Origin of the sequence: Longispora sp. NPDC051575, from assembly GCF_040681875.1 — a bacterium.
Lineage (GTDB): Bacteria > Actinomycetota > Actinomycetes > Mycobacteriales > Micromonosporaceae > Longispora.
Genome location: NZ_JBFAZP010000009.1, coordinates 49,742 through 69,302, shown reverse-complemented (window position 1 = coordinate 69,302; position 19,561 = coordinate 49,742). Strand labels below are relative to the sequence as shown.

The 19,561-nt window shown below is 71.3% G+C and carries 19 protein-coding genes; 17 read left to right on the top strand and 2 right to left on the bottom strand.

What is annotated here, in order from left to right:
• Positions 1–4: 4 nt before the first annotated feature.
• Positions 5–172, bottom strand: coding sequence for an FxSxx-COOH cyclophane-containing RiPP peptide (gene fxsA, locus AB0M43_RS27385; protein ID WP_363728648.1), 168 nt, complete (start codon positions 170–172; stop codon positions 5–7).
• Between the two features lie 306 nt (positions 173–478).
• Here fxsA and AB0M43_RS27380 point away from each other — a divergent pair, with 306 nt between their 5' ends.
• The 7 genes from AB0M43_RS27380 to AB0M43_RS27350 all read left to right on the top strand — a co-directional run bounded on the left by AB0M43_RS27380 (position 479) and on the right by AB0M43_RS27350 (position 9,146).
• Positions 479–1,636 carry a trypsin-like serine protease gene (locus tag AB0M43_RS27380; RefSeq protein ID WP_363728647.1) on the top strand — a complete coding sequence of 386 codons (1,158 nt, stop codon included), beginning with the start codon at positions 479–481 and terminating at the stop codon, positions 1,634–1,636.
• A 266-nt stretch (positions 1,637–1,902) separates the two neighbouring features.
• Positions 1,903–3,828, top strand: a complete 1,926-nt coding sequence (locus tag AB0M43_RS27375) for a transglycosylase domain-containing protein (RefSeq protein WP_363728646.1) — start codon at positions 1,903–1,905, stop codon at positions 3,826–3,828.
• Between the two features lie 207 nt (positions 3,829–4,035).
• On the top strand, positions 4,036–5,319 hold the full coding sequence (locus tag AB0M43_RS27370; protein WP_363728645.1) for a helix-turn-helix transcriptional regulator: 1,284 nt from the start codon (positions 4,036–4,038) through the stop codon (positions 5,317–5,319).
• Entirely contained in the window at positions 5,316–5,930 is a 615-nt protein-coding gene (locus AB0M43_RS27365; protein ID WP_363728644.1) for an HAD family phosphatase, read from the top strand. The genes AB0M43_RS27370 and AB0M43_RS27365 overlap by 4 nt, the downstream gene beginning before the upstream one ends.
• 168 nt (positions 5,931–6,098) lie before the next feature.
• The gene (locus AB0M43_RS27360) at positions 6,099–7,181 is read left to right on the top strand and encodes an alpha-hydroxy acid oxidase (RefSeq protein WP_363728643.1); all 1,083 of its coding nucleotides are present in this window, start codon (positions 6,099–6,101) and stop codon (positions 7,179–7,181) included.
• Positions 7,172–8,464 carry a PLP-dependent aminotransferase family protein gene (locus tag AB0M43_RS27355; RefSeq protein ID WP_363728642.1) on the top strand — a complete coding sequence of 431 codons (1,293 nt, stop codon included), beginning with the start codon at positions 7,172–7,174 and terminating at the stop codon, positions 8,462–8,464. Before AB0M43_RS27360 ends, AB0M43_RS27355 begins: the two co-directional genes overlap by 10 nt.
• 547 nt (positions 8,465–9,011) lie before the next feature.
• Positions 9,012–9,146 (top strand): hypothetical protein, encoded by a 135-nt coding sequence (locus AB0M43_RS27350; protein WP_363728641.1) that lies wholly within the window; start codon positions 9,012–9,014, stop codon positions 9,144–9,146.
• Between the two features lie 175 nt (positions 9,147–9,321).
• Here AB0M43_RS27350 and AB0M43_RS27345 read toward each other — a convergent pair whose 3' ends face one another.
• Complete coding sequence (locus tag AB0M43_RS27345; protein ID WP_363728640.1) at positions 9,322–10,230, bottom strand: alpha/beta hydrolase; 909 nt, start codon at positions 10,228–10,230, stop codon at positions 9,322–9,324.
• 422 nt (positions 10,231–10,652) lie between these two features.
• On the opposite strand from AB0M43_RS27345, the gene AB0M43_RS27340 reads away from it, so the two are divergent.
• From AB0M43_RS27340 to AB0M43_RS27295, 10 genes are all read left to right on the top strand, one after another.
• A complete protein-coding gene (locus tag AB0M43_RS27340) occupies positions 10,653–12,053 on the top strand; it encodes a class I adenylate-forming enzyme family protein (RefSeq protein ID WP_363728959.1) in 1,401 nt (466 codons plus the stop codon).
• Positions 12,054–12,098: 45 nt separating this feature from the next.
• A complete protein-coding gene (locus AB0M43_RS27335) occupies positions 12,099–12,347 on the top strand; it encodes an acyl carrier protein (protein ID WP_197007839.1) in 249 nt (82 codons plus the stop codon).
• 35 nt (positions 12,348–12,382) lie between these two features.
• Positions 12,383–12,577, top strand: coding sequence for a hypothetical protein (locus AB0M43_RS27330; RefSeq protein WP_363728958.1), 195 nt, complete (start codon positions 12,383–12,385; stop codon positions 12,575–12,577).
• Between the two features lies 1 nt (position 12,578).
• Entirely contained in the window at positions 12,579–13,718 is a 1,140-nt protein-coding gene (locus tag AB0M43_RS27325) for a beta-ketoacyl synthase N-terminal-like domain-containing protein (protein ID WP_363728639.1), read from the top strand.
• Positions 13,715–14,191 (top strand): beta-ketoacyl synthase chain length factor, encoded by a 477-nt coding sequence (locus AB0M43_RS27320; protein WP_363728638.1) that lies wholly within the window; start codon positions 13,715–13,717, stop codon positions 14,189–14,191. Before AB0M43_RS27325 ends, AB0M43_RS27320 begins: the two co-directional genes overlap by 4 nt.
• On the top strand, positions 14,188–15,804 hold the full coding sequence (locus AB0M43_RS27315; RefSeq protein ID WP_363728637.1) for a class I adenylate-forming enzyme family protein: 1,617 nt from the start codon (positions 14,188–14,190) through the stop codon (positions 15,802–15,804). Before AB0M43_RS27320 ends, AB0M43_RS27315 begins: the two co-directional genes overlap by 4 nt.
• A gap of 117 nt (positions 15,805–15,921) precedes the next feature.
• Entirely contained in the window at positions 15,922–17,190 is a 1,269-nt protein-coding gene (locus AB0M43_RS27310; RefSeq protein ID WP_363728636.1) for a beta-ketoacyl-[acyl-carrier-protein] synthase family protein, read from the top strand.
• A gap of 156 nt (positions 17,191–17,346) precedes the next feature.
• Positions 17,347–18,417 carry a 4-hydroxyphenylpyruvate dioxygenase gene (hppD, locus tag AB0M43_RS27305; protein ID WP_363728635.1) on the top strand — a complete coding sequence of 357 codons (1,071 nt, stop codon included), beginning with the start codon at positions 17,347–17,349 and terminating at the stop codon, positions 18,415–18,417.
• Positions 18,418–18,435: 18 nt separating this feature from the next.
• Entirely contained in the window at positions 18,436–19,347 is a 912-nt protein-coding gene (locus AB0M43_RS27300) for a phytanoyl-CoA dioxygenase family protein (RefSeq protein ID WP_363728634.1), read from the top strand.
• A gap of 13 nt (positions 19,348–19,360) precedes the next feature.
• Positions 19,361–19,501 (top strand): hypothetical protein, encoded by a 141-nt coding sequence (locus AB0M43_RS27295; protein ID WP_363728633.1) that lies wholly within the window; start codon positions 19,361–19,363, stop codon positions 19,499–19,501.
• The last annotated feature ends 60 nt before the right edge of the window (positions 19,502–19,561 follow it).

The following is a 19,561-nucleotide window of genomic DNA, read 5'->3' as shown; positions in this document are numbered from 1 at the left end:
TGCGTCAGAGTGCGGACTGGAACCCGGCGATCGCGTCCTGTGGTCGGTCGGCCTCGTCGAGCAGTCGGCGGAGGGACCGGGCGAGCACGGTGTCGTCCAACTGGCCCAGGTGCGCCAGGCGCACGGCTGTGAGGTCGAGCAGGTCGGACTCGCGGTCGCTCGTGGCGTCCATCGGCAGAGCACCCTTCCCCGGTCCGGAGTGCGACCGCGGCACGCATGACTAAACCCAAAGGGGGATTGTAACGCCGGCAAGGCCCATTTCCTAGCTACCGGCACTCAACACGATAGTCGCGGGTCGGATACGCCGCTGTCTGGTACAGGACTCGATCCTCAGTGGAGCCAGATGTGTGAATGACAGGTAAAATCGATCGATTCCTTTCTATTGCCTGTGAACATCGGCGTCGCTATGTTCCAACCAACCGCCAGCGTCCAGCCGACCCCCCGGCAGGTCGACAGCGGTGGAATGAGGGAGGATTCCGTGGCTAGAACAGCACTGCGCATTCTGTCCCGTCTCGGCGTCGTGGCCGTGACCGGAGCGCTCCTGGCGGGCGGCTTCACCGCACCCGGCCAGGCCGCCGACCCGACCCCCACTGTCGTTGGCGGGACCCGGGCCGCCCAGGGCGAGTTCCCCTGGATGGTCCGCCTGTCGATGGGTTGCGGCGGCGCGATGTACACCGAGCAGATCGTGCTGACTGCGGCGCACTGCGTCAACGGGACCGGCGCGAACACCAGCATCACCGCGACCTACGGCGTGGTCGACCTGCAGTCGACCAGCGCGGTCAAGGTCAACTCGAAGTACGTCCTGCAGGCCCCGGGCTACAACGGCACGGGCAAGGACTGGGCGCTGATCCAGCTGGCCTCGCCGATCACCGGCGCGTCGCTGCTCAAGCTGAACACCGACCCCGCCAACGATGCCGGCACGTTCGACATCATGGGCTGGGGCGCGGCCTCCGAGGGCGGCGCCCAGCAGCGCTACCTGCTCAAGGCCCAGGTGCCGTTCATCAACGACACGACCTGTAAGGCCGCCGGCGGCTCCTACAGCGGCCTGGTGGCCGCCGAGGAGATCTGCGCCGGCCTCACCCAGGGCGGCGTCGACACCTGTCAGGGCGACTCCGGTGGCCCGATGACCAAGGTCGTCAACGGCGTGCCGGTGCAGATCGGCATCGTCAGCTGGGGCGAGGGCTGCGCGCGGGCCGGCAAGCCGGGCGTGTACACCCAGGTCTCCTACTTCGCCGCGGCCATCAAGACCGCCGCCGACTCGCTCGGCGGAACTGTCCCGCCCGGCGGCTGTGGCAAGTCGTTCACCAACGCGACCGACGTGGCGATCGTCGACAACGCGACCGTGACCAGCTCCGTGGCGGCCACCGGCTGCACCGGCAACGCGGCGGGCGCGTCCACGGTCGCCGTCGACATCAAGCACACCTACCGGGGCGACCTGGTCATCCGGCTGCTCGCGCCGGACGGCACCAGCTACCTGCTGGAGGACATCACCAACAGCGACAGCGCCGACAACGTCATCAAGACGTACACGGTGAACCTGTCCAGCGAGGTCGCGAACGGTACCTGGAAGCTCTCCGTCCAGGACGTGGCCAGCCAGGACGTAGGCAAGATCGACAGCTGGACCATCACGGTCTAGCCCGCTCTCCCCACCCCAGGCGCCGCCGCGACCCAGGTCCTCAGGTCGCGGCGGCGCTCTGCGCGCACCCCGCGCCGACCTGACCCGCCACCGGCGCCCACGCACCGGACCCGCGACCGGCGCCCACCGGACCCCACCACCGGAACCCGACCGGCGCCCACCTCACCCCACCACCGGAACCCGACCGGTACACCCGGGACGCAACCCGGCACCCCCCTCGCAACGTCTACATACCGAGTATGTCGACTACGAGGGGAAGTACCCGCGTGCGCAGGCTTGTGTTCTTCGTGGTGATCCTGGTCCTGGCCCTCCCGGTCGACGGGGTGTTGTGGCTGGTCGACGAGACCAGGGTCCCGCCCGAACCGGACCGACCCCAGGCCTCCACGCTGTACTACTCCGACGGCGTGACCGTCCTGGCCCGGATCGGCGTCGAGGACCGCTCGGACGTCCCCCTGGAGCGGGTGCCCGAGCACCTGCGCCGGGCGGTGCTCGCGGCCGAGGACCGGGGCTTCCCCGACCATCCGGGCGTGTCGGCGCGCGGACTCGCCCGGGCCGCGTGGGTCAACGTCACGGACGGCGGCGGGGAGGGCGCGTCGACGATCACGCAGCAGTACGTGAAGAACGCGTACCTGACCCAGGCGCGGACCGCCGAGCGCAAGTCCCGGGAGGTCATCCTGGCGCTCCGGCTCGAAGGGGCGCTGTCGAAGGACCAGATCCTGGAGCGGTACCTGAACACGATCTACTTCGGCCGGGGCGCGCACGGGGTGCAGGCGGCCGCGCTGGCGTACTTCGGGAAGTCCGTGGAGCGGCTGTCCCTGGAGGAGGGCGCGGTCCTGGCGGCGGCGATCAAGGATCCGAGCGGCTTCGACCCGGCCAACGACCGCGCGGAGGCGGAGGGCCGGTGGGCGTGGGTGCTCAGGTCGATGGCGGAGCTGGGCTGGGCGCCGGCGGAGCACGGCCCGTACCCGGCGACCCTGGGGCCCACCGGCCGGCCCGCCCAGCGCACCGGGCCCGTCGGGGTGATCGTCGACCGGGTCTCCGACGAGCTGTCCGGGGCGGGGCTGAGCGCCCAGCTGGTCCGGACGGGCGGCCTGCGGATCGTCACGACCATCGACGTGGCCGCCCAGCGGGCCGCCGAGGACTCCGTGGCCGGGGCGGTCACGGGCGGGAACCGGGCGGCCGTGGTGTCGGTGGTGCCCGGTACCGGCGAGGTCCGCGCCTACTACGGCGGCCAGGACGGTTCGGGCTTCCTCGACACCGCCGCCCGGCCCCGCCCGCCGGGGGGAGCGTTCGCCCCGGTGCTGCTCGCGGCGGCCGCGCGGTCGGGGATCGGGCCGGGTTCGTTCTGGAACAGCGCGAGTCCGCGCACCTTCGCGTCCCGGGGCGTGCCGCTGGCCAACCGGGACGGCGCGACGTGCGGCCTGTGCCCGCTGGACGTGGCCGCGCGGATGGGGCTGGACACGGTGCTCTATCCCGTGGCGGAGCGGGTCGGGCCGCAGCGGATCGTGGATCTGGCCCGTGACCTGGGCGTCTCCCCGAAGTACGCGGGGGCGGCGAGCCTGGTGGACCAGCCGGGCGAGCCGATGCCGGGGCGGGCGCGCGCGGAGATCGGCCTCGGGTGGTACCCGGTCGCCCCGGCGGACCTCGCCGACGTGTACGCGACCCTGGCCGCCGACGGCACGCACGCCGACCGGCACCTGGTCAGCTCGGTGACCTCGGCGGTGGGGGAGCGGATGCTGGGCAGCGCCACGGCGATGCACCGGGTGCTCCCGGCGGAGGCGGCCCGCGCGGCGGGGGTGGTCGGTGCGCCCTGGAAGGTCGCCGGCCCCGACGTCCGCGGGCTGGGGGCCACGGCGGACCCGGAGGCCCGCAGGCGCGCGGAGCTGGCGGCCGAGGCGGTGAGGCTCGAGAAGGCCGTCCCCTGGTCGGGGGAGGTCCGGTGGCGGGAGACGGCGGACAGCTCGGACGTGTGGGCGGCCGGCGTGGCCGGCGGCCTGGCCACGGTGGTCTGGGTGGGTACGGCGGTCCCCGGCCCGGTGCGGGTCGGCACGACGCGGGCCCGGGCGGACCTGCCCGCGGGGGTGTGGCGCGCGGTGTCGGCCGGCTACCGGCCACCGACGGGCGATCTGCCGGATTTCGGCCTGCCGCAGGCCAGCCCCGGAACGAGCCCGACAAGTGTGAATATGCCCTGATGGGGGCATAGTCGCCGGCCCGCTGTCATCCGACGTCCACGCCCCCCCGACCCGGTACGGGCGAAATGTTGATCGTACTGCACCGTAGCGATCATCCGTCCCTTCTGAGTAGCGTCATCCCTACGGTCCGTGCTCCGGAAGTAGGTCGATGTTGGTCCGGTGTTGGTCAGCCGGAGTCGACCGGTCGACGAAGACGCGAGGTCCACGATGGATGGTGAGACGTTCGGCCAGGCCCTGCGCCGGCTGCGCACGCAGGCGGGGTACTCACTGCGCCAGCTCGGGGTCGCGACCAGCTTCGACTACACCTACATCGCGCACGTCGAGCACGGTCGCCAGCCCGGTTCGCTGCGGCTGGCGGAGCGCTGCGACCGGGCACTGTCGGCCAACGCGGAGTTGATCTCCATCTATCGCGGTCAAGTGGCGGGCGTGGATAGAATTCCGGGGAGCAACGTCGGCGACTGGAGTGAGATGCTGCGGCGCACGTTCGTCATCGGAACGGCGGCCACGGCCGCCGGGCTCGCCGACATCGATCCGGGGCTCGTGCGACCGGAGTCCGGGGAGCGGGTCGGAGCCGAGGCCCTCGTCCACCTGCGGGACGTGGCGGCCGGCTACCGGCGGTCGTATCGTTCGGTGCCCTCCTCGGAGCTGGTGCCCGCCGCGCGCGCCCACCTCGACCTGGCCGTGTCGCTCCGGCCGGCCGAGCAGCCGCCGGAGATCCGGGCCGCCCTGGTCCGCACGATCGGGGAGATGGCCGCGCTGACCGGGGTGCTGCTCATGATGGACCTGGGCTGGCAGGAGGCCGCCCTGCCCTATCTGGACCTGGGCTGGCGCGCCGCCCGGGCGCTCGACGACCCGGAGCTGCAGGCCGTGGTGCTCGGCGGCAAGAGCTTCGCCGTCTCCTACGGCGCGGGCCGGCACCGCGACGGCCTGGAGTACGCGACGCTGGCCTGCGAGCTGGCCGCCACGGGTGCCTCGTGGGAGACCCGGGCCTGGGTGTCGGCCGTGGCGTCGGAGCGGTGCGCCTCGCTGCGCGACGAGCTGGGCTGCCGCGAGCACCTGGCCCGGGCCCGCAACGCCCTGGACCGGGTGCCCGACGACGACACGGCCTGGCTGGGGCTGGGCGCGTTCAACCACGACAAGCTGCTCGCGTACGAGGGCGGCGACCTGGTCCGCCTCGGCCGGTACCGGGAGGCCGAGCCCCTGCTCGACTCCGCGATCGACCGGTTCGACGACTCGATGGCCCGGCACCGGTGCACCGCGCTGCTCGACCGGGCGGAGGCGCGGTTCGGGGCCGCCGAGGTCGACGGGGCCTGCGCCGACGCGCTCGCGGCCCTGGGGCTGGCGTCGCAGGTGCAGCACGCGCAGAACCTCAGCCGGCTCGACCGGCTGTCCCGCCGGGCCCTGGCCACCGGCGCGGCGTCCGGGCGTTCCCTGCGCCGGGAACTGATCGCCGTGAAGGCCGAGTCCCTCGCCGCGAAGGGCGATCCATGACCGTGCTCCCCTCAGCACTGATCCTCGACTTCGGCGGGGTCCTGACCACCGACTTCTGGGCCTGTCTCCGGGCCTTCGAGCACCGGGAGGGGCTGGCGCCGGGCGCCCTGGTCGACCTCGTCACCCGCGACCCGGCCGGCCACCGGTTGATCTGCGACCTGGAGCAGGGCGCGATCGGCCAGGCGGAGTTCGAGCGGGAGGCCGGCGCCCGGCTCGGCGTGGACCCGGACGGCCTGCTGGCCCGGATGGCCGCCGACCTGCGCCCCGACGAGCGGATGCTCGCCGCCGCCGCCGAGCTGCGGGCCGGCGGGGCGAAGCTCGCGATCCTGTCCAACTCGTGGGGTTCGGACTACTTCGACCCGTACGCGCCGTGGCATCTCGACGACCGGGCCGACGTGGTGGTGATCTCCGACCGGGTCGGCCTGCGCAAGCCCGACCCGAGGATCTTCGCGCTCACCGTGGACCGGCTGGGCCTGCCGGCCGGTTCGTGCGTGTTCGTGGACGACATCGCCGCCTACCTGGAGCCGGCCGCCGCCCTGGGCATGCGGGTCGTGCACCACACGGACGCCGACCACACGATCCCGGCGCTGCGCGCGGCCTTCAGGGCATAATCCCTTCGACGGGTACGGCGGACCCGGGCGCCCGACCAGCGCGAACACGCCCGGAACAGCCATCGCGAGACAGATCAGGAGAACCCGGCGCGCGGCGTACCCCTCGGATGGATCTGGCATTGGTCCTGCGTGGACAGCCGGTTACATTGACTCCCCAGAGGAGGCCACGTGTCCATACTGTGCGTTGAGGACTACCAGCCGATCGCCCGTGATCGGCTCACCCCCGAGGTCTGGGACTTCGTCGACGGTGGCAGCGGCGCCGAGCGCACCCTGGCCGCCAACCGGCAGGCGTTCGCGGACCTGGCGCTGCGGCCCCGGGTCCTCGTCGACGTGTCCGACCCCGACCCCCGGACCACCCTGCTGGGCGCCGCGCTGGCCACCCCGGTGGCGGTGGCCCCGACCGCCTACCACCGGCTGATGCACCCCGAGGGGGAGCTGGCCACGGCGCGGGGCGCGGGCGCGGCCGGGGCGCTGTTCGTGGTGAGCATCTTCGCCAGCCAGCCGCTGGAGGAGATCGCGAAGGAGGCGTCGGGCCCGCTGTGGCTCCAGCTGTACTGGCTGCGCCGCCGCGACGTGCTCGCCGACCTGGTCGCCCGCGCGGAGGCGGCCGGCTACGGCGCGCTCGTCCTGACGGTCGACGCCCCCCGGATCGGCCGCCGGCTCCGCGACCAGCGCAACGGATTCGCGGTGGATCCGGATGTGCGGGCCGTGAACCTGGAGGCCGAACTGATGGCGGCCACCCACGAGCGCACCGAGGGCGGCTCCGCCCTGGACAAGCACGCCGTGCAGACGTTCGACACGACCGTGACCTGGGCGGACCTGGCCTGGCTGCGCGGCCTGACCCGGCTGCCGCTGGTCCTGAAGGGCATCCTGACCGCCGAGGACGCCGCCCTGGCCTGCGAGCACGGCGTGGACGCGGTCGTGGTGTCCAACCACGGCGGCCGCCAGCTCGACACGGCGGTGGCCAGCCTGCGCGCCCTGGAGGAGGTCGTCGCCGAGGTCGCGGGCCGGATCCCGGTCCTGGTGGACGGCGGGATCCGCCGGGGCACCGACGTGTTCTGTGCCCTGGCCCTGGGCGCGGAGGCCGTCCTGCTCGGCCGTCCGGTGCTGTGGGGCCTCGCGGCCGACGGCGCCGACGGGGTGGCCGGGGTGCTCGACCTGATCACCGAGGAGCTCCGGCACACGATGGCGCTGGCCGGCCGGCCGCGCCTGGCCGACATCGACCGGACGGCGGTGACCCCGTGGAACTGAGCCGTGAAGCCCTGCACGTGTCGATCTCGGACCCGGTGTCCGCGTCGATGAACTTCCTCAACGAGGTCGCCGGCCGGTTCCCGGACGCGATCTCGCTGGCCGCCGGCCGCCCCTACGAGGGCTTCTACGACGTCTCCGACGTGCACAAGTTCCTCGACGTGTACACCGACCACCTCGCCGCCGGGGGCCGGACGCCGGACCAGGTGCGCGGCGCCCTGATGCAGTACGGCCGGACGAACGGGCAGATCCACGACCTGATCGCCCGGCTGCTCGCCACCGACGAGGGCATCGACGTGCCGGCCGAGGCGGTCGCCGTGACCGCCGGCTGCCAGGAGGCCATGGTCATCGCGCTGCGCGGGCTGTGCGCGGGCCCCGAGGACGTGCTGCTCGCCGTCGAGCCGTGCTACGTCGGGATCACCGGCGCGGCCCGGCTGCTCGGCATCGAGGTCGTGCCGGTGCCGGAGTCCCCGGAGGGCGTGGACCCGGAGGCGGTGGCGGCGGTGGCCCGGGCGGCGCGGGCGCGCGGGCTGCGGCCCCGGGCGCTGTACACGGTGCCGAACTTCTCCAACCCGTCCGGCGTCTCGGTCAGCCTCGACATCCGCCGCCGGCTGCTGGAGGTGGCCGCCGCCGAGGACCTGCTGATCCTGGAGGACGACCCGTACGGCCTGTTCGGCCTGTCGGACGCGCCCACCCCGAGCCTGAAGTCGCTGGACACCGACCAGCGGGTGATCTACCTCGGCTCGTTCGCGAAGTCGGTGTTCCCGGGCGCGCGGGTCGGCTTCCTGGTCGCCGACCAGACCGTGGTCGACGCGGCCGGCCGGCGCACCCTGCTGGCGACCGAGCTGTCGGCGATCAAGAGCATGCTGACCGTGAACACGTCCCCGATCGCGCAGGCGGTGATCGGCGGCGTACTCGTCGAATCGCACTACAGCCTGCGCACCGCGAACCGGGACAAGATAGCGTTCTACCGGCGCAATCTGGAGACGGCTCTGGCAGCGCTGGACCGGTGTTTCCCCGAACCGGCGCGCACGGAACGCGGCATTCGGTGGAATGTTCCGGATGGCGGATTCTTCGTCGTGGTCGACGTTCCGTTCCGGGTGAATGAGGATCTTGTGGAGTATTCCGCCCGGGAGTTCGGCGTGCTGTGGACCCCGATGAGTTTCTTCTACGTCGACGGCGGGCAGCGGGCCCTGCGGCTGTCGTGCAGTTGGCTGACCCCGACGGAGATCGAGGAGGGGGTCAGGCGGCTCGCCGCGCTGGTCGAACACGAACTCGCCTCTTGACGACCGTCCTGTGTGGAGCGATGCTTGTGCCTGCAGGTGCACTTTCCACAACCGAAAGGAGAGCCGTCATGGCTCGTCGTGAGGTCACCCCCGGGTCCTTCGAACTCAACTTCGAGGTCGGGGTCGGCAGCTTCGAGATCAACTTCGAGGTAGAGGTCGGCGGCGCCCGCACGCGGACGCTCTAATACATATAGCGCGAAACGAAAGGGCCCCCGGTCTCGACCGGGGGCCCTTTCGCTGTCCGTCCGACGCCTCCGTGGGCGGTTTGAATGGCTACGCCGAGCGTGTCGGGTTGGGTGTCACCGAAAGTCTCACAATGGTCCAACGTGGCCATCCACTGTTGACACGGTTCCCTTGTGGATGGATGCTGAACCGGCGACCTGGAGTTACGTGCCGGGTCGGTCGAGGCGTTTCCCGTCGTGTATCGGCATTGCAGTGATCGAGCTGTGTCACTCAGTCGCCACCCTGGCGCGGGAACGGTCGAGACCGGTCGGCAGTCGGGTCGTGTTGTGCAGTGTTCTGAAAATGACTATGAGAGGAGAGTCTCATGACTCGCTTTGAAATTGAGCCGAACATCGCCTTCGCCGAGATCGAGCCGAACGTGGCCCTGCAGTTCGAGGTCGAGCCGAACCAGGTTCTGCAGTTCGAGGTCGAGCCGGGCCAGCGCGAGCTCGCGTTCTAAGACTCGCCTCTGTGCGTTGAGAACGACCGATGGGGTCCCGCGGCTGCGGGGCCCCATCGCCTCTGCGTTGCACCCCCTGGTGGGGGCGTGGTCTCCGTGGGGCCGGCCGGTTGGGAGGCCGGCCCCACGGACTGTTCCGGGCCGGGAGGCCCCGGGGCCGGGCCCCGGGAGCCGGTCAGGCCGTGAACCAGGCGCGCAGCTGGTCGGAAGCCTGCGCCATCGCCCGCTTCCCGCCGTCGAGCGTGCCGGACATCGCGAAGAAGCCGTGCACCATCCCGTCGTACCGGGTCAGTACCGTGGGGACCCCGGCCTGCCGGAGCCGCTCGGCGTACTGTTCACCCTGGTCGCGGATGGGGTCGTACTCGGCCGTGATCACCAGCGCGGCGGGCAGCCCGCCGAGGTCCTCGGCGCGCAGCGGCGACGCGAGCGGGTCGCGGCCCTGCTCGGGGTCCGCCAGGTAGTGCTTCCAGTACCAGGACACCGACGTCTGGTTGAACAGCCACGGGTCGGTGTTCTCCCGCAGCGACGCGGTGTCGGAGAAGTAGTCGGTGTTCGGGTAGACCAGGAGCTGGCCGACCAGGGCCGGGCCGCCCCGCTCGCGGGCGAGCAGGGTAACCGCCGCCGCGAGGTTGCCGCCGGCGCTGTCGCCGCCGACGGCGATCCGGGCCGGGTCCGCGTGGATCTCCTTCGCATGGGTATCAATCCACCGGAGTGCCGCGTAACAGTCCTCGATCGCACCTGGGAACTTTGTTTCCGGTGCGAGCCGGTATCCGATTGTCACGACCATGCAGTCGGCCGCATTCGCGAGGGCCCGGCAGATACCGTCCGAGGTGTCGATGCTACCCAAAGTCCAACCGCCGCCGAAGAAATACGTCAGGGTGGGGAATGGTCCGGGGCCTTCGGGGCGGTAGATCCGGATCGGTAGCGCGCCGCCCGGACCGGGAATCGTCATGTCAATGACCTCGTGCACCGGTTCGGGATCGCCGCCGGACGCCCGGATTGAGGCGAGATCTGCCTCTCGCGCCTCTTCGAGAGACAACGTGTAGAGCTGCGGAGTACTGTTCCGCATCCTTTGGGTGCGCATGTCCTGCACTTGTGGATCGAGCGGCACGGGGGTCTCCTCCACGGGGTCGGTGGAAGGTGACAGTACACAGCGGATAGTGACCGGTAAAGCCGCATTGCCTGCCTGCTATCGGTGTACCTGGGTGGATTCGCGCACCACTCCGGCTTCCTTTACATTAATGTGGGTCGATTTGAACTGACGGATCGTAAACGAAGGCCTCGTTCATATCCACTATTGCCGGACGGAGAAATCCGTTGGTACGCTGCGCACCAATGGTGATCGGGTCCAGTTTGGATTTAGGATCTCCGGCAACGAAAGTCCAGAGTGTGCATACCGGATAAGTAGATGAATGTCACTGTGGTGCGCGGGCTGGTCAATCAAGATCAGCATTTTCTCGTGTACCCGGAGTGCGTCACGAGAGGCACGGAGTTTCGATGACCGACATGGGATCTCGGGGCGTGGAGTCCGTGGTCGGCCCCGAGTGGGTCGACGAGGACTTACTCGCCGGCGAGGACACCGAAATCTGTCTTGTTCTTGACAGTCCTATTGATCGGATCACTCTCCGCCGGCTCGTCGGCGAGCGGCAGGCCCGGCTCGCGGCCGCCGGGCTGTCCCGGGGCGGCTCCGTGGCGCTCCGTCTGCCGCCGTCACTGTCCTATGTGGTAAATCTACTCGCCGCGTGGCGAATCGGGGCACAGGTGACACTCCTGGACCACCGGTTGACCGCCCACGAGATCGACCGGGCCCTGGAGCGGGTGCTGCCCCAGGTCGTCGTCGCCCCGGAGAAGGTCGGCGGCGGCGCGCTCCGCGCGTTCGTGGACGTGGTCGAGTCGGTGCGGCCCTACCCGGGGCGGCCCGCGACCACCGACCACGCCGTGATCCAGCTCAGCTCCGGCTCGACCGGCCCGTCCAAGGTGATCGGCCGCACCGCCGCGAACCTGGTGGCCGAGATCGAGCGCTACACCCGGATCGACGGGGTGCCGCTGCCCGGCGAGCGCGTCGTGCTGCTGGCCTCGATGGTGCACGTGCTGGGCCTGGTCGGCGGCCTGCTGTACGGCCTGCACGCCGGCGTCGAGCTGGTCCTGCCCGGCCGGATGACCGTGGACGGCATCCTGAAGGCGGTCGCCGCCGGGGACGCCCCGACCACCCTGATCGGCGTGCCCTTCCACATCGAGCTGCTGGCCTCCACGAACGAGCCGCCGAAGCTGCCCCAGCTCAAGCGCATGACGACCGGCGGCGAACTCGTCCGCCCCGAGGTCTCGGCCGCGTTCGTGGACCGCTACGACGCGATCCTCGGCAACATGTACGGCATGACCGAGGTCGGGGTCATCGGCACCGACCTGTACGGCGCGCACCGCCCGTCGATCCGCCCCGCGCCCGGCATCGAGGTCGCCGAGCGCGACGGCGAACTGTGGATCGGCATGCCCGCCTCGCCCTACCTCGGCCTGTCCGACCCGACCCGGTGGGTCGACGGCTGGCTGTGCACGAAGGACGCCGGCAGCGTCGACCCGGCCACCGGCCTGGTCACGGTGCGCGGGCGCAACGACTCACAGGTGTCGGTCGGCGGCCTCAAGGTCGACCTGACCGAGGTCGAGCACACCCTCGCCGCGCTGCCCGGGGTCGCCGCCGCCGTGGTGGTGCACGCCGCCGGGATCGAGGCGTACGTGCAGCTCGGCGACCCGTCCGCCGCCGCCGGACTGGAGGGCGCCCTCGCCGAGCGACTGGCGCCGTTCAAGCGGCCCAAGACCCTGCACCTCGTCCGCGAGCTGCCCCGGACCGCGACGGGCAAGCTCGTCCGGGACGCGGCGCAGCTGCGTGGGGCGGCTCCGGCCGACGAAGCCTGATCTGCGGACCGTCCGAGATCTACCCGTACAGAAGGAAGTAGCCCAATGAGCACCGACATTCGTGAGTTCGTGGTGAAGGCCCTCGAAGAGATGAACTACGACGTCGAGGGCCTCGACGACGAGACCACGCTCGGCCCGGCCGGCGTCGACCTGGAGTCCCTGGCGCTGGCCGAGCTGGCCGTGCGGGTCGAGGAGCAGTACGGCGTCAAGTTCAACGAGGACGAGTCGGAGCGGATGGCCGTCATGACGGTCGGCGAGTTCTCCGCCTTCGTCGGTTCCCGGGTGGCGGCGTGACGCTGCCGGCCCCTGGGCGTGGCGACGTCGTCGCCATGCTCGCCACGTACGGCAACCGCCCGGTCGAGGCGGTCGCCGAGCGGATCGACTCGCTCGAACTGGCGTGGCTCGTCCACCAGGTCGAGCAGCGCTACGAGGTCGAACTCGACCTGGACGATGACAGTCTGGCCCAAATGTCCACAATAGATAGAGCGGTGGACGTCCTGCGGGACGCCCTGGCGGAGAACTGAGATGACTGACAACGAGGAGCGGGGCGGCCGGGACGTGCTGGTCACCGGCATGTCCGTGGCCAGCGGCTACGGCCGGGGCCTGGACCCGCTCCTGGCCGGCGTGCTCGCCGGCACGCCGGCCTTCGCGCCGGTCGGACGGTTCGACGTGTCGGGCCGTCGGGTGACGGTCGCGGCGGCGATGGCGGGGACGCCGTCGCTGTCGGAGGACCTGGTGTTCGCGGTGTCCGTGGCGACCGGGGAAGCCGGGCTGGCGGCGGAGTCCCTGCCCGACACCCCGCTGCTGCTCGCCGTGCACGCCGACCCCGACCAGGCCCGGATCGCGCCCGGTCGGCGGTGGGAATGGTCGGCGGCGGCCCTCGCCCGCGGCGTGGCCCGGCGCTCGGGCCTCGGCGATCCGCTCCGGGTGTACACCAGCGCGTGTGTCGCCGCGAGCACCGCCGTCGCCGACGCGGCGGCCCTGATCTCCCTCGGCCGGTACGACCGCCTCGTGGTCGCCGCCGGCTACCTGGTGGACGCCGACCAGTTCGCGTTGTTCGACGCGGGCCGGGCGCTGGCCACCGACGGCCGGGTCCGCCCGTTCAGCGCGGGCCGGACCGGGCTGCTGCTCGGCGACGGGGTGGCCGCCGTGGTCCTGGAGTCCGCCGCCGCCGCGCGGGCCCGGGGCGCCGAACCGCTGGCCAGGCTCGCGGGCTGGGGCCGGGCCGGCGACGCGTACCACGTGTGCCAGCCGCGCCCGGACGGTACGGGGATGGCCCGGGCGATCGGGGCGGCCCTCGACCGGGCCGGCGTCCCCGCGTCCGAGGTCGGCTACGTCAACGCGCACGGCTCCGGGACCGCCTTCAGCGACGTGTCCGAGACGGCGGCCCTGCGCCTCGCCGGGCTCGGGGGCACGCCGCTGAGCTCCACCAAGGCGCTGCACGGCCAGGCCCTCGAAGCCTCCGGGCTGCTGGAACTCGTCCTCACCGTCGCGGCGGTCCGGGCCGGGCAGCTGCCGACCAACGCCGGCTTCCTCGGCCCCGACGAGGAGTGCGCGCTGGACCTGATCCTCGACGCGCCCCGGCCGCCGAAGACGCCGTACGCGCTGAGTCTCAACGCGGCGTTCGGCGGCGCGAACACGGCACTGCTGGTGGAGGCGCTGTGAGGACCCTGGAAGTACTCGCCGAGGTCGTCTGGCCGGCCGACGAGAAGCCGACCCAGATCGCCGGGTTCGTGGCCTCCTCGTTCAGCCCGTTGGCGGCGGGGGCGGCGGAGCGCTGCCTGGAGCGGTACCCCCGTGAGGGTCTGGGGCGGACAGCGGTCGTGATCGTCAGCACCAGCGGTGACCTGGGCACCGCCACCGGGGTCGCGACGGCCGTGGACGCCGCGAAGCGGGTCGGCCCGCTGCTGTTCTTCCAGTCGGTGCCCAACGCCGTCGCCGGCCACATCGCGGCCCGCTGGGGTCTGACCGGCCCCGTGGTGTCCGTGTGCCCGCTGGGCGAACCGCTGGAGGACGGGCTGGAGCTCGCCGCACTGCTCATCGAGGACGGCGACGCCGACTCGGCACTGATCGTGCACGTCGAACAAGAACCGGACAGCGCGCAGGCCGTGCTCGTGCGTGGAGGAGAACAACTGTGACTGTCAAGAGCATCCGGGGCGCGCTCGCCGCCGACCCCGGCATCGGCGCCGGCAACGTCCTGTCCACGGTGCTCGCGCACGGTGTGGACCGCGACGGGCCCGGCCTGACGTTCGACACCGAGGTCGACGGCCACCCGGCCTGGCAGCAGATGAGCATCGGGCTACTGGACGAGCGGGTCGCCGCCCGGGCCGCCTGGCTGCACGCGCACGGCGTGGGCCGCCGGGACGTGGTCGCCGTCTGGACCAGCACCGCCGCGCACCACATCCTCACCTTCCTGGCCCTCAACCGGCTCGGCGCGATCCCGGCCCTGATCAACGGGAACCTGTCGGGGGAGATCGCGGCCGAGTACATCCGCCGGCTGCGGGCCAGCGGGGTGCTGACCGACGCGGCCCACCGCGAGTTGCTCGGCACAGCTGAGTTGAATGCTCCCCACCTCGGCGATCTGTCTGAGTTGGGTACCGGTGACCCTTCGGCGGCCCCCGAGCCCTACCGGCACCACCAGGACGACCCGATCGCGATCACGCACTCCTCGGGGACGACGGGTCTGCCGAAGGCCGTGGTCGCCTCGCACAGCAGCCTGTTCGCCGCCACCCGGCACCTGCTGAGCATGCCGCAGGCCCAGGGCGTCAACCGGATCCTCAACGCGCTGCCCGCCCCGCACACGGCCACGATCCTCATGGTCAACCAGGCACTCGGCAACCGGGCTGAGTTCCTGGCCCTGTCCTCGCAGGCCGGCCCGTACGTCCTCGACGCGATCGAGACCTGGAAGCCCGCCGGGGTGTTCGGGTTCGCCGTCACCTGGTCGGAGCTGAGCAAGATCGACCTGGCGAAGCACGACCTGGACTCCGTGCGGATCTGGTTCAACACCGGCGACTGCGCGCACGAGGCGCACATCCGGCCCCTGGTCGCGGTCGGCTCGCACGACACCGTGACCCGGCAGGGCAAGGTCCGGGTGCCCGGCTCCCGGTTCATCGACGGCCTCGGGTCCACCGAGATGGGGCACTCGATGTTCCACGTCACCCACGGCACGGACACCGAGAAGTACGGCCGGTGCATCGGCCGCCCCTACCTGTTCGCCGACATCGCGGTCCTCAACCTCGACGGCGACCTCCTCGGCCCCGGCGAGGTCGGCCACCTGGGCGTGAAGTCCCCGACCCTGGCCCCCGGCTACTGGAACGACTCGGTCACCACCTACCGGTCCCGGCTCAACGGCTACTACCTGACCGGCGACCTGGTGTACCGCGACGAGGCCGGCTCCTACTACCACATGGACCGGGCCGTCGACTCGGTCGAGCTGCCCGACGGCGGCTACCTGCACACCTCGATGTCGGAGGAGCGGATCCTGGCCGCGTGCCCGGACGTGCGCGACTGCACCGTGGTCGCCGTCCGCGAGGGCGACGAGGTGGTCACCGACGTGCTGGTCGTGCTCGCCGCCGACGCGGACCCGGCGGCCGACCGGACCGAGCGGGTCCGGGCCGCGCTGGGGGAGCGGGTCGGCGCGACGCTGCGGAAGGTCGTCGTGGTCCGCGAGGAGGACGTCCCGACCGGGGCGACCGGCAAGGTCCGCAAGCTCGTGCTCCGGGAGCGCCACCTCGCGGAGATGACCGCGTGACCGGGCGACAGCGTTTCGCCGAGCGAAGCGAGGTGACGGCATGAGCGAGCGCCAGCGAGCGGCCAGGAAACTCCGCCGGGTGGCGGGCGTGCTCGCCGAGCGAAGCGAGGTGACGGCATGACCGGCGTCTCCATCACCGGCATCGGCCTGGTCACGCCCGTGGGGCGCGGCCCGGACGCCGTGTTCGACGCCATGCTGTCCGGCCGGTCCGGGATCACCCGGCCGCCGGAGGGCCACCTCGTCGAGGGCTCCCTGGAGGTCGCCGGGTTCGCCCAGGCGATCGACCCGAAGTCGCTGTTCTCCGGCCCCGAGCTGCGCACCATCGACCGGGTCACCCTGCTCGCGCTGCTCACGGCCGGGGACGCCCTGGCCGACGCGGGGATCGAGGTGGGGCGCGACGTTGACCCGTACCGGATCGCCGTGATCGGGGCCGGGGTCGGCGGCATGGCCACCCTGGAGGCCACGGTCACCCAGCGGGTGGCGCGCGGCAGGGCGGCCGTGAGCCCGTACCTGCTGCCCGGGATCCTGCCGAACATGGCGGCGGCCCGGATCGCGATCAGATACGGCATCCGGGGGTACTCGTCCACGGTCGCCACCGCGTGCGCGGCCGGCGCGCAGGCGATCGCCGAGGGCATGCGCCTGATCCGCTCGGGCGACGCCGACGTGGTGGTCTGCGGGTGCAGTGAGGCCCCGCTGTTCCCGACGTTCGCGGAGACCTTCGACAACGCCCGGGCCCTCGCGCGGGGCTGGGCGGACCCGACCGAGGCGTCGCGGCCGTTCGACGCGCGCCGCAACGGGTTCGTGCTCAGCGAGGGGGCCGGGTTCCTGGTCCTCGAACGCACGGACCACGCCGACGCGCGCGGGGCCGCCGGGTACGCCGACGTGGCCGGCTGGGGCGGCACCACCGACGCGCACCACCCGACCACGCCGCGTCCCGACGGGGCCAGCGCGGCCGAGTGCATGCGCCGGGCGCTGGCGTCGGCGGGCGTATCACCGGAAGATATCGGATATCTCAACGCGCACGGCACGAGTACGAAACTCGGGGACGTCGCTGAGACCATTGCCACACACGCCGTCTTCGGCCATTCGGGGCCGCCGGTGAGTTCGACGAAATCGGTCACCGGTCACCTGTTGGGCGCCTCCGGAGTGGTGGAGGCCGCCGCCTGCGCACTGGCGATCGGGCGGGAAGTCCTGCCGCCCACCCACAATCTCGAGGATCCGGACCCCGCCTGTGACCTGGACCATGTCCACAAGGGTCCCAGGCAGGGCCGGATCTCCTACGCGCTGTCCAACTCCTTCGGGTTCGGCGGACAGAACATCAGCCTGTTGTTGGGGCGGGCTGGTACGCGGGAAATGCGGTCGCATGAACGGAGTGCGACTGTGTGACTCCATTTTGGATACCTCCACTCAGGTCGGTCCGGAGGTCGTATTGAGAAAGATTCACGACGTGGCTATCGTCTTTTTACCCGCGAATGCAGGCGCACGGGGTTCGTGCGCGCGAAACCCCAACTCGCAGCGCATGAACACTGAAAGAAGGTTGCAGTGAACATCTCTGGAATTGACCACGTAGAGTTCTATGTCGGTGATGCGAGACAAACGGCCTTTTACCTCTGCACGGCGTTCGGATTCCGGATCAGTGGTCAGGGCGGCCCGGAGACCGGGTTAGCCGGGCAGCGCTCACTGCTGCTGCGCCAGGGGGACGTGCGGATCGTCCTCACCTCCGGGCTCGTCCCGGACCACCCGGCGACCCGTTACGTGGGCCGGCACGGCGACGGCGTCGCGATCATCGCGTTCGAGGTCGACGACGTCGAGGCCGTGTACGCCGAAACCGTCCGGCGCGGCGCGGAGGCGCTCGAGGGCCCCGCGACGTACGCCGACGACGAGTCCCGGGTGGTGACCGCCACGGTCTCCGGCTTCGGGGACGTCGCGCACCGCCTGGTCGAACGGCACGGCCCGACCCGCACCTTCCTGCCGGGCGCGATCAAGATGCTCAAGGCCGACAAGGCGCCCGACGAGGGCCTGCTCGAACTGATCGACCACGCGGCGATCTGCGTGCCCGCCGGCGAACTGGCCACCACCGCCGAGTACTACGAGCGGGTCTTCGGCTTCTCCGAGATCTTCGAGGAGTACATCGAGGTCGGCGGCCAGGCCATGGACTCCAAGGTCGTGCAGAGCCCCTCCAAGGGCGTCACCTTCACGCTGATCGAGCCCGACACCACCCGCACGCCGGGGCAGATCGACGACTTCCTCCAGTGGCACGCCGGCGCGGGGGTCCAGCACCTGGCCTTCCAGACCAAGGACATCGTGCAGACCGTCGCCACGCTCGCCAGCCGGGGCGTCAAGTTCCTGTCCACCCCGGACAGCTACTACGAGACGCTGGAGAGCCGGCTCGGCCCGGTCGACCTGCCGCTCGCGGAGCTCCAGAAGCTCGGCGTGCTGGTGGACCGCGACCACTGGGGCCAGATGTTCCAGATCTTCACGCAGTCGATGCACATCCGCCGGACCCTCTTCCTGGAGGTCATCGAGCGGCACGGGGCGCTCACGTTCGGCAGCGGCAACATCAAGGCGCTGTACGAGGCCAAGGAGCGGGAACGCTCCGGCGCGGCCAGTTAACGAGGAGGACTCCCCACCATGCTGGACACTTTCGCACTGACCGACGAGGAGCGCGCGCTGCTGCCCTCCGACGAGGATGTCGCGTTCTACGCGGAACACGGCTGGTACCTGTCGAAGCAGCTCCTCACCGACGCCGAGATCGACGAGCTCGTCGCGGCCAGTGAGCGGTACTACGGCGGCGAGCGCGACCGGCTGCTGCCCGTCCGCCCGCCGAAGCTCGCCTACTGGGAGCCGGCGCACGGCCCCGTGCAGCGGCACAACGACTACGTGCACTACGAGCACGACGTCCTCGGCCGGATCCTGGGCAAGCCGCTGATCGGGGCCGTCGCGGCCCGGCTGGCGGAGGCCGAGGAGATCCGGATCTTCCAGAGCACCCTGATCATGAAGCCGCCGATCGAGGGCGAACCGTCGAACATCGTGCCCTGGCACTTCGACAAGCACTACTGGGCGTCGTCCACGTCGGAGAAGATGCTCACCGCGTTCATCCCGTTCCACGACTGCACCGTCGACATGGGCACCATCACCATGGTCGACGGCAGCCACCGGTGGAAGGAGATCGGCCTGCGCGACAGCGTCGTGCGGCACTTCGCCGAGCGGGACCGCTCGGAGCTGGAACTGATGCTGGACGAGAACGCCGCCTACAACAACGTCGAGGTCACCAAGATCCCGATCGTGATCCCCAAGGGGCACATGAACTTCCACCACTGCAAGACGTACCACGGCAGCGGCCCGAACGTCAGCGGTACGCCGCGGCGCGCGGTGTCCCTGCACCTGCAGGACGGGGCGAACGAGAACCGCCGGTACGAGCTGTCCGACGGTTCGCTCGCGATGTACAACCACGACGTCCTGGTCCGCCGGACCGCCGACGGCCGGCCGGACTACGCGGACCCCGAGTTCTGCCCGACGCTGTGGCGTCGCGGCGACCAGTAGAGGAGCAACGACGATGTCGCGCCATGCGTTCGTGGACGGCCCGTGCGGCGCCGACGAGCACGACTGGCAGGACCGCGCCGACACCGTCGACGCGGCGCTCGACGCCCGCGTCGCGCTGTGGGACGGCATTCACGCGGCCATCCAGAGCCGCTAGCGGAACCGGTCGGGGCCTGGCGACACCGCGTCGGCGCCCCGACCAACCCGCCCACAGAAC

Excerpts from the sequence above, each read along its gene's own strand:
- AB0M43_RS27295 (WP_363728633.1), top strand. The coding sequence starts at position 19,361 with ATGTCGCGCCATGCGTTCGTGGACGGCCCGTGCGGCGCCGACGAGCAC.
- AB0M43_RS27345 (WP_363728640.1), bottom strand. The coding sequence starts at position 10,230 with ATGCGCACCCAAAGGATGCGGAACAGTACTCCGCAGCTCTACACGTTG.
- AB0M43_RS27335 (WP_197007839.1), top strand. The coding sequence starts at position 12,099 with ATGAGCACCGACATTCGTGAGTTCGTGGTGAAGGCCCTCGAAGAGATG.
- AB0M43_RS27340 (WP_363728959.1), top strand. The coding sequence starts at position 10,653 with ATGGGATCTCGGGGCGTGGAGTCCGTGGTCGGCCCCGAGTGGGTCGAC.
- AB0M43_RS27325 (WP_363728639.1), top strand. The coding sequence starts at position 12,579 with ATGACTGACAACGAGGAGCGGGGCGGCCGGGACGTGCTGGTCACCGGC.
- fxsA (WP_363728648.1), bottom strand. The coding sequence starts at position 172 with ATGGACGCCACGAGCGACCGCGAGTCCGACCTGCTCGACCTCACAGCC.
- AB0M43_RS27330 (WP_363728958.1), top strand. The coding sequence starts at position 12,383 with ATGCTCGCCACGTACGGCAACCGCCCGGTCGAGGCGGTCGCCGAGCGG.
- AB0M43_RS27365 (WP_363728644.1), top strand. The coding sequence starts at position 5,316 with ATGACCGTGCTCCCCTCAGCACTGATCCTCGACTTCGGCGGGGTCCTG.
- AB0M43_RS27300 (WP_363728634.1), top strand. The coding sequence starts at position 18,436 with ATGCTGGACACTTTCGCACTGACCGACGAGGAGCGCGCGCTGCTGCCC.
- AB0M43_RS27350 (WP_363728641.1), top strand. The coding sequence starts at position 9,012 with ATGACTCGCTTTGAAATTGAGCCGAACATCGCCTTCGCCGAGATCGAG.
- AB0M43_RS27310 (WP_363728636.1), top strand. The coding sequence starts at position 15,922 with ATGACCGGCGTCTCCATCACCGGCATCGGCCTGGTCACGCCCGTGGGG.
- AB0M43_RS27370 (WP_363728645.1), top strand. The coding sequence starts at position 4,036 with ATGGATGGTGAGACGTTCGGCCAGGCCCTGCGCCGGCTGCGCACGCAG.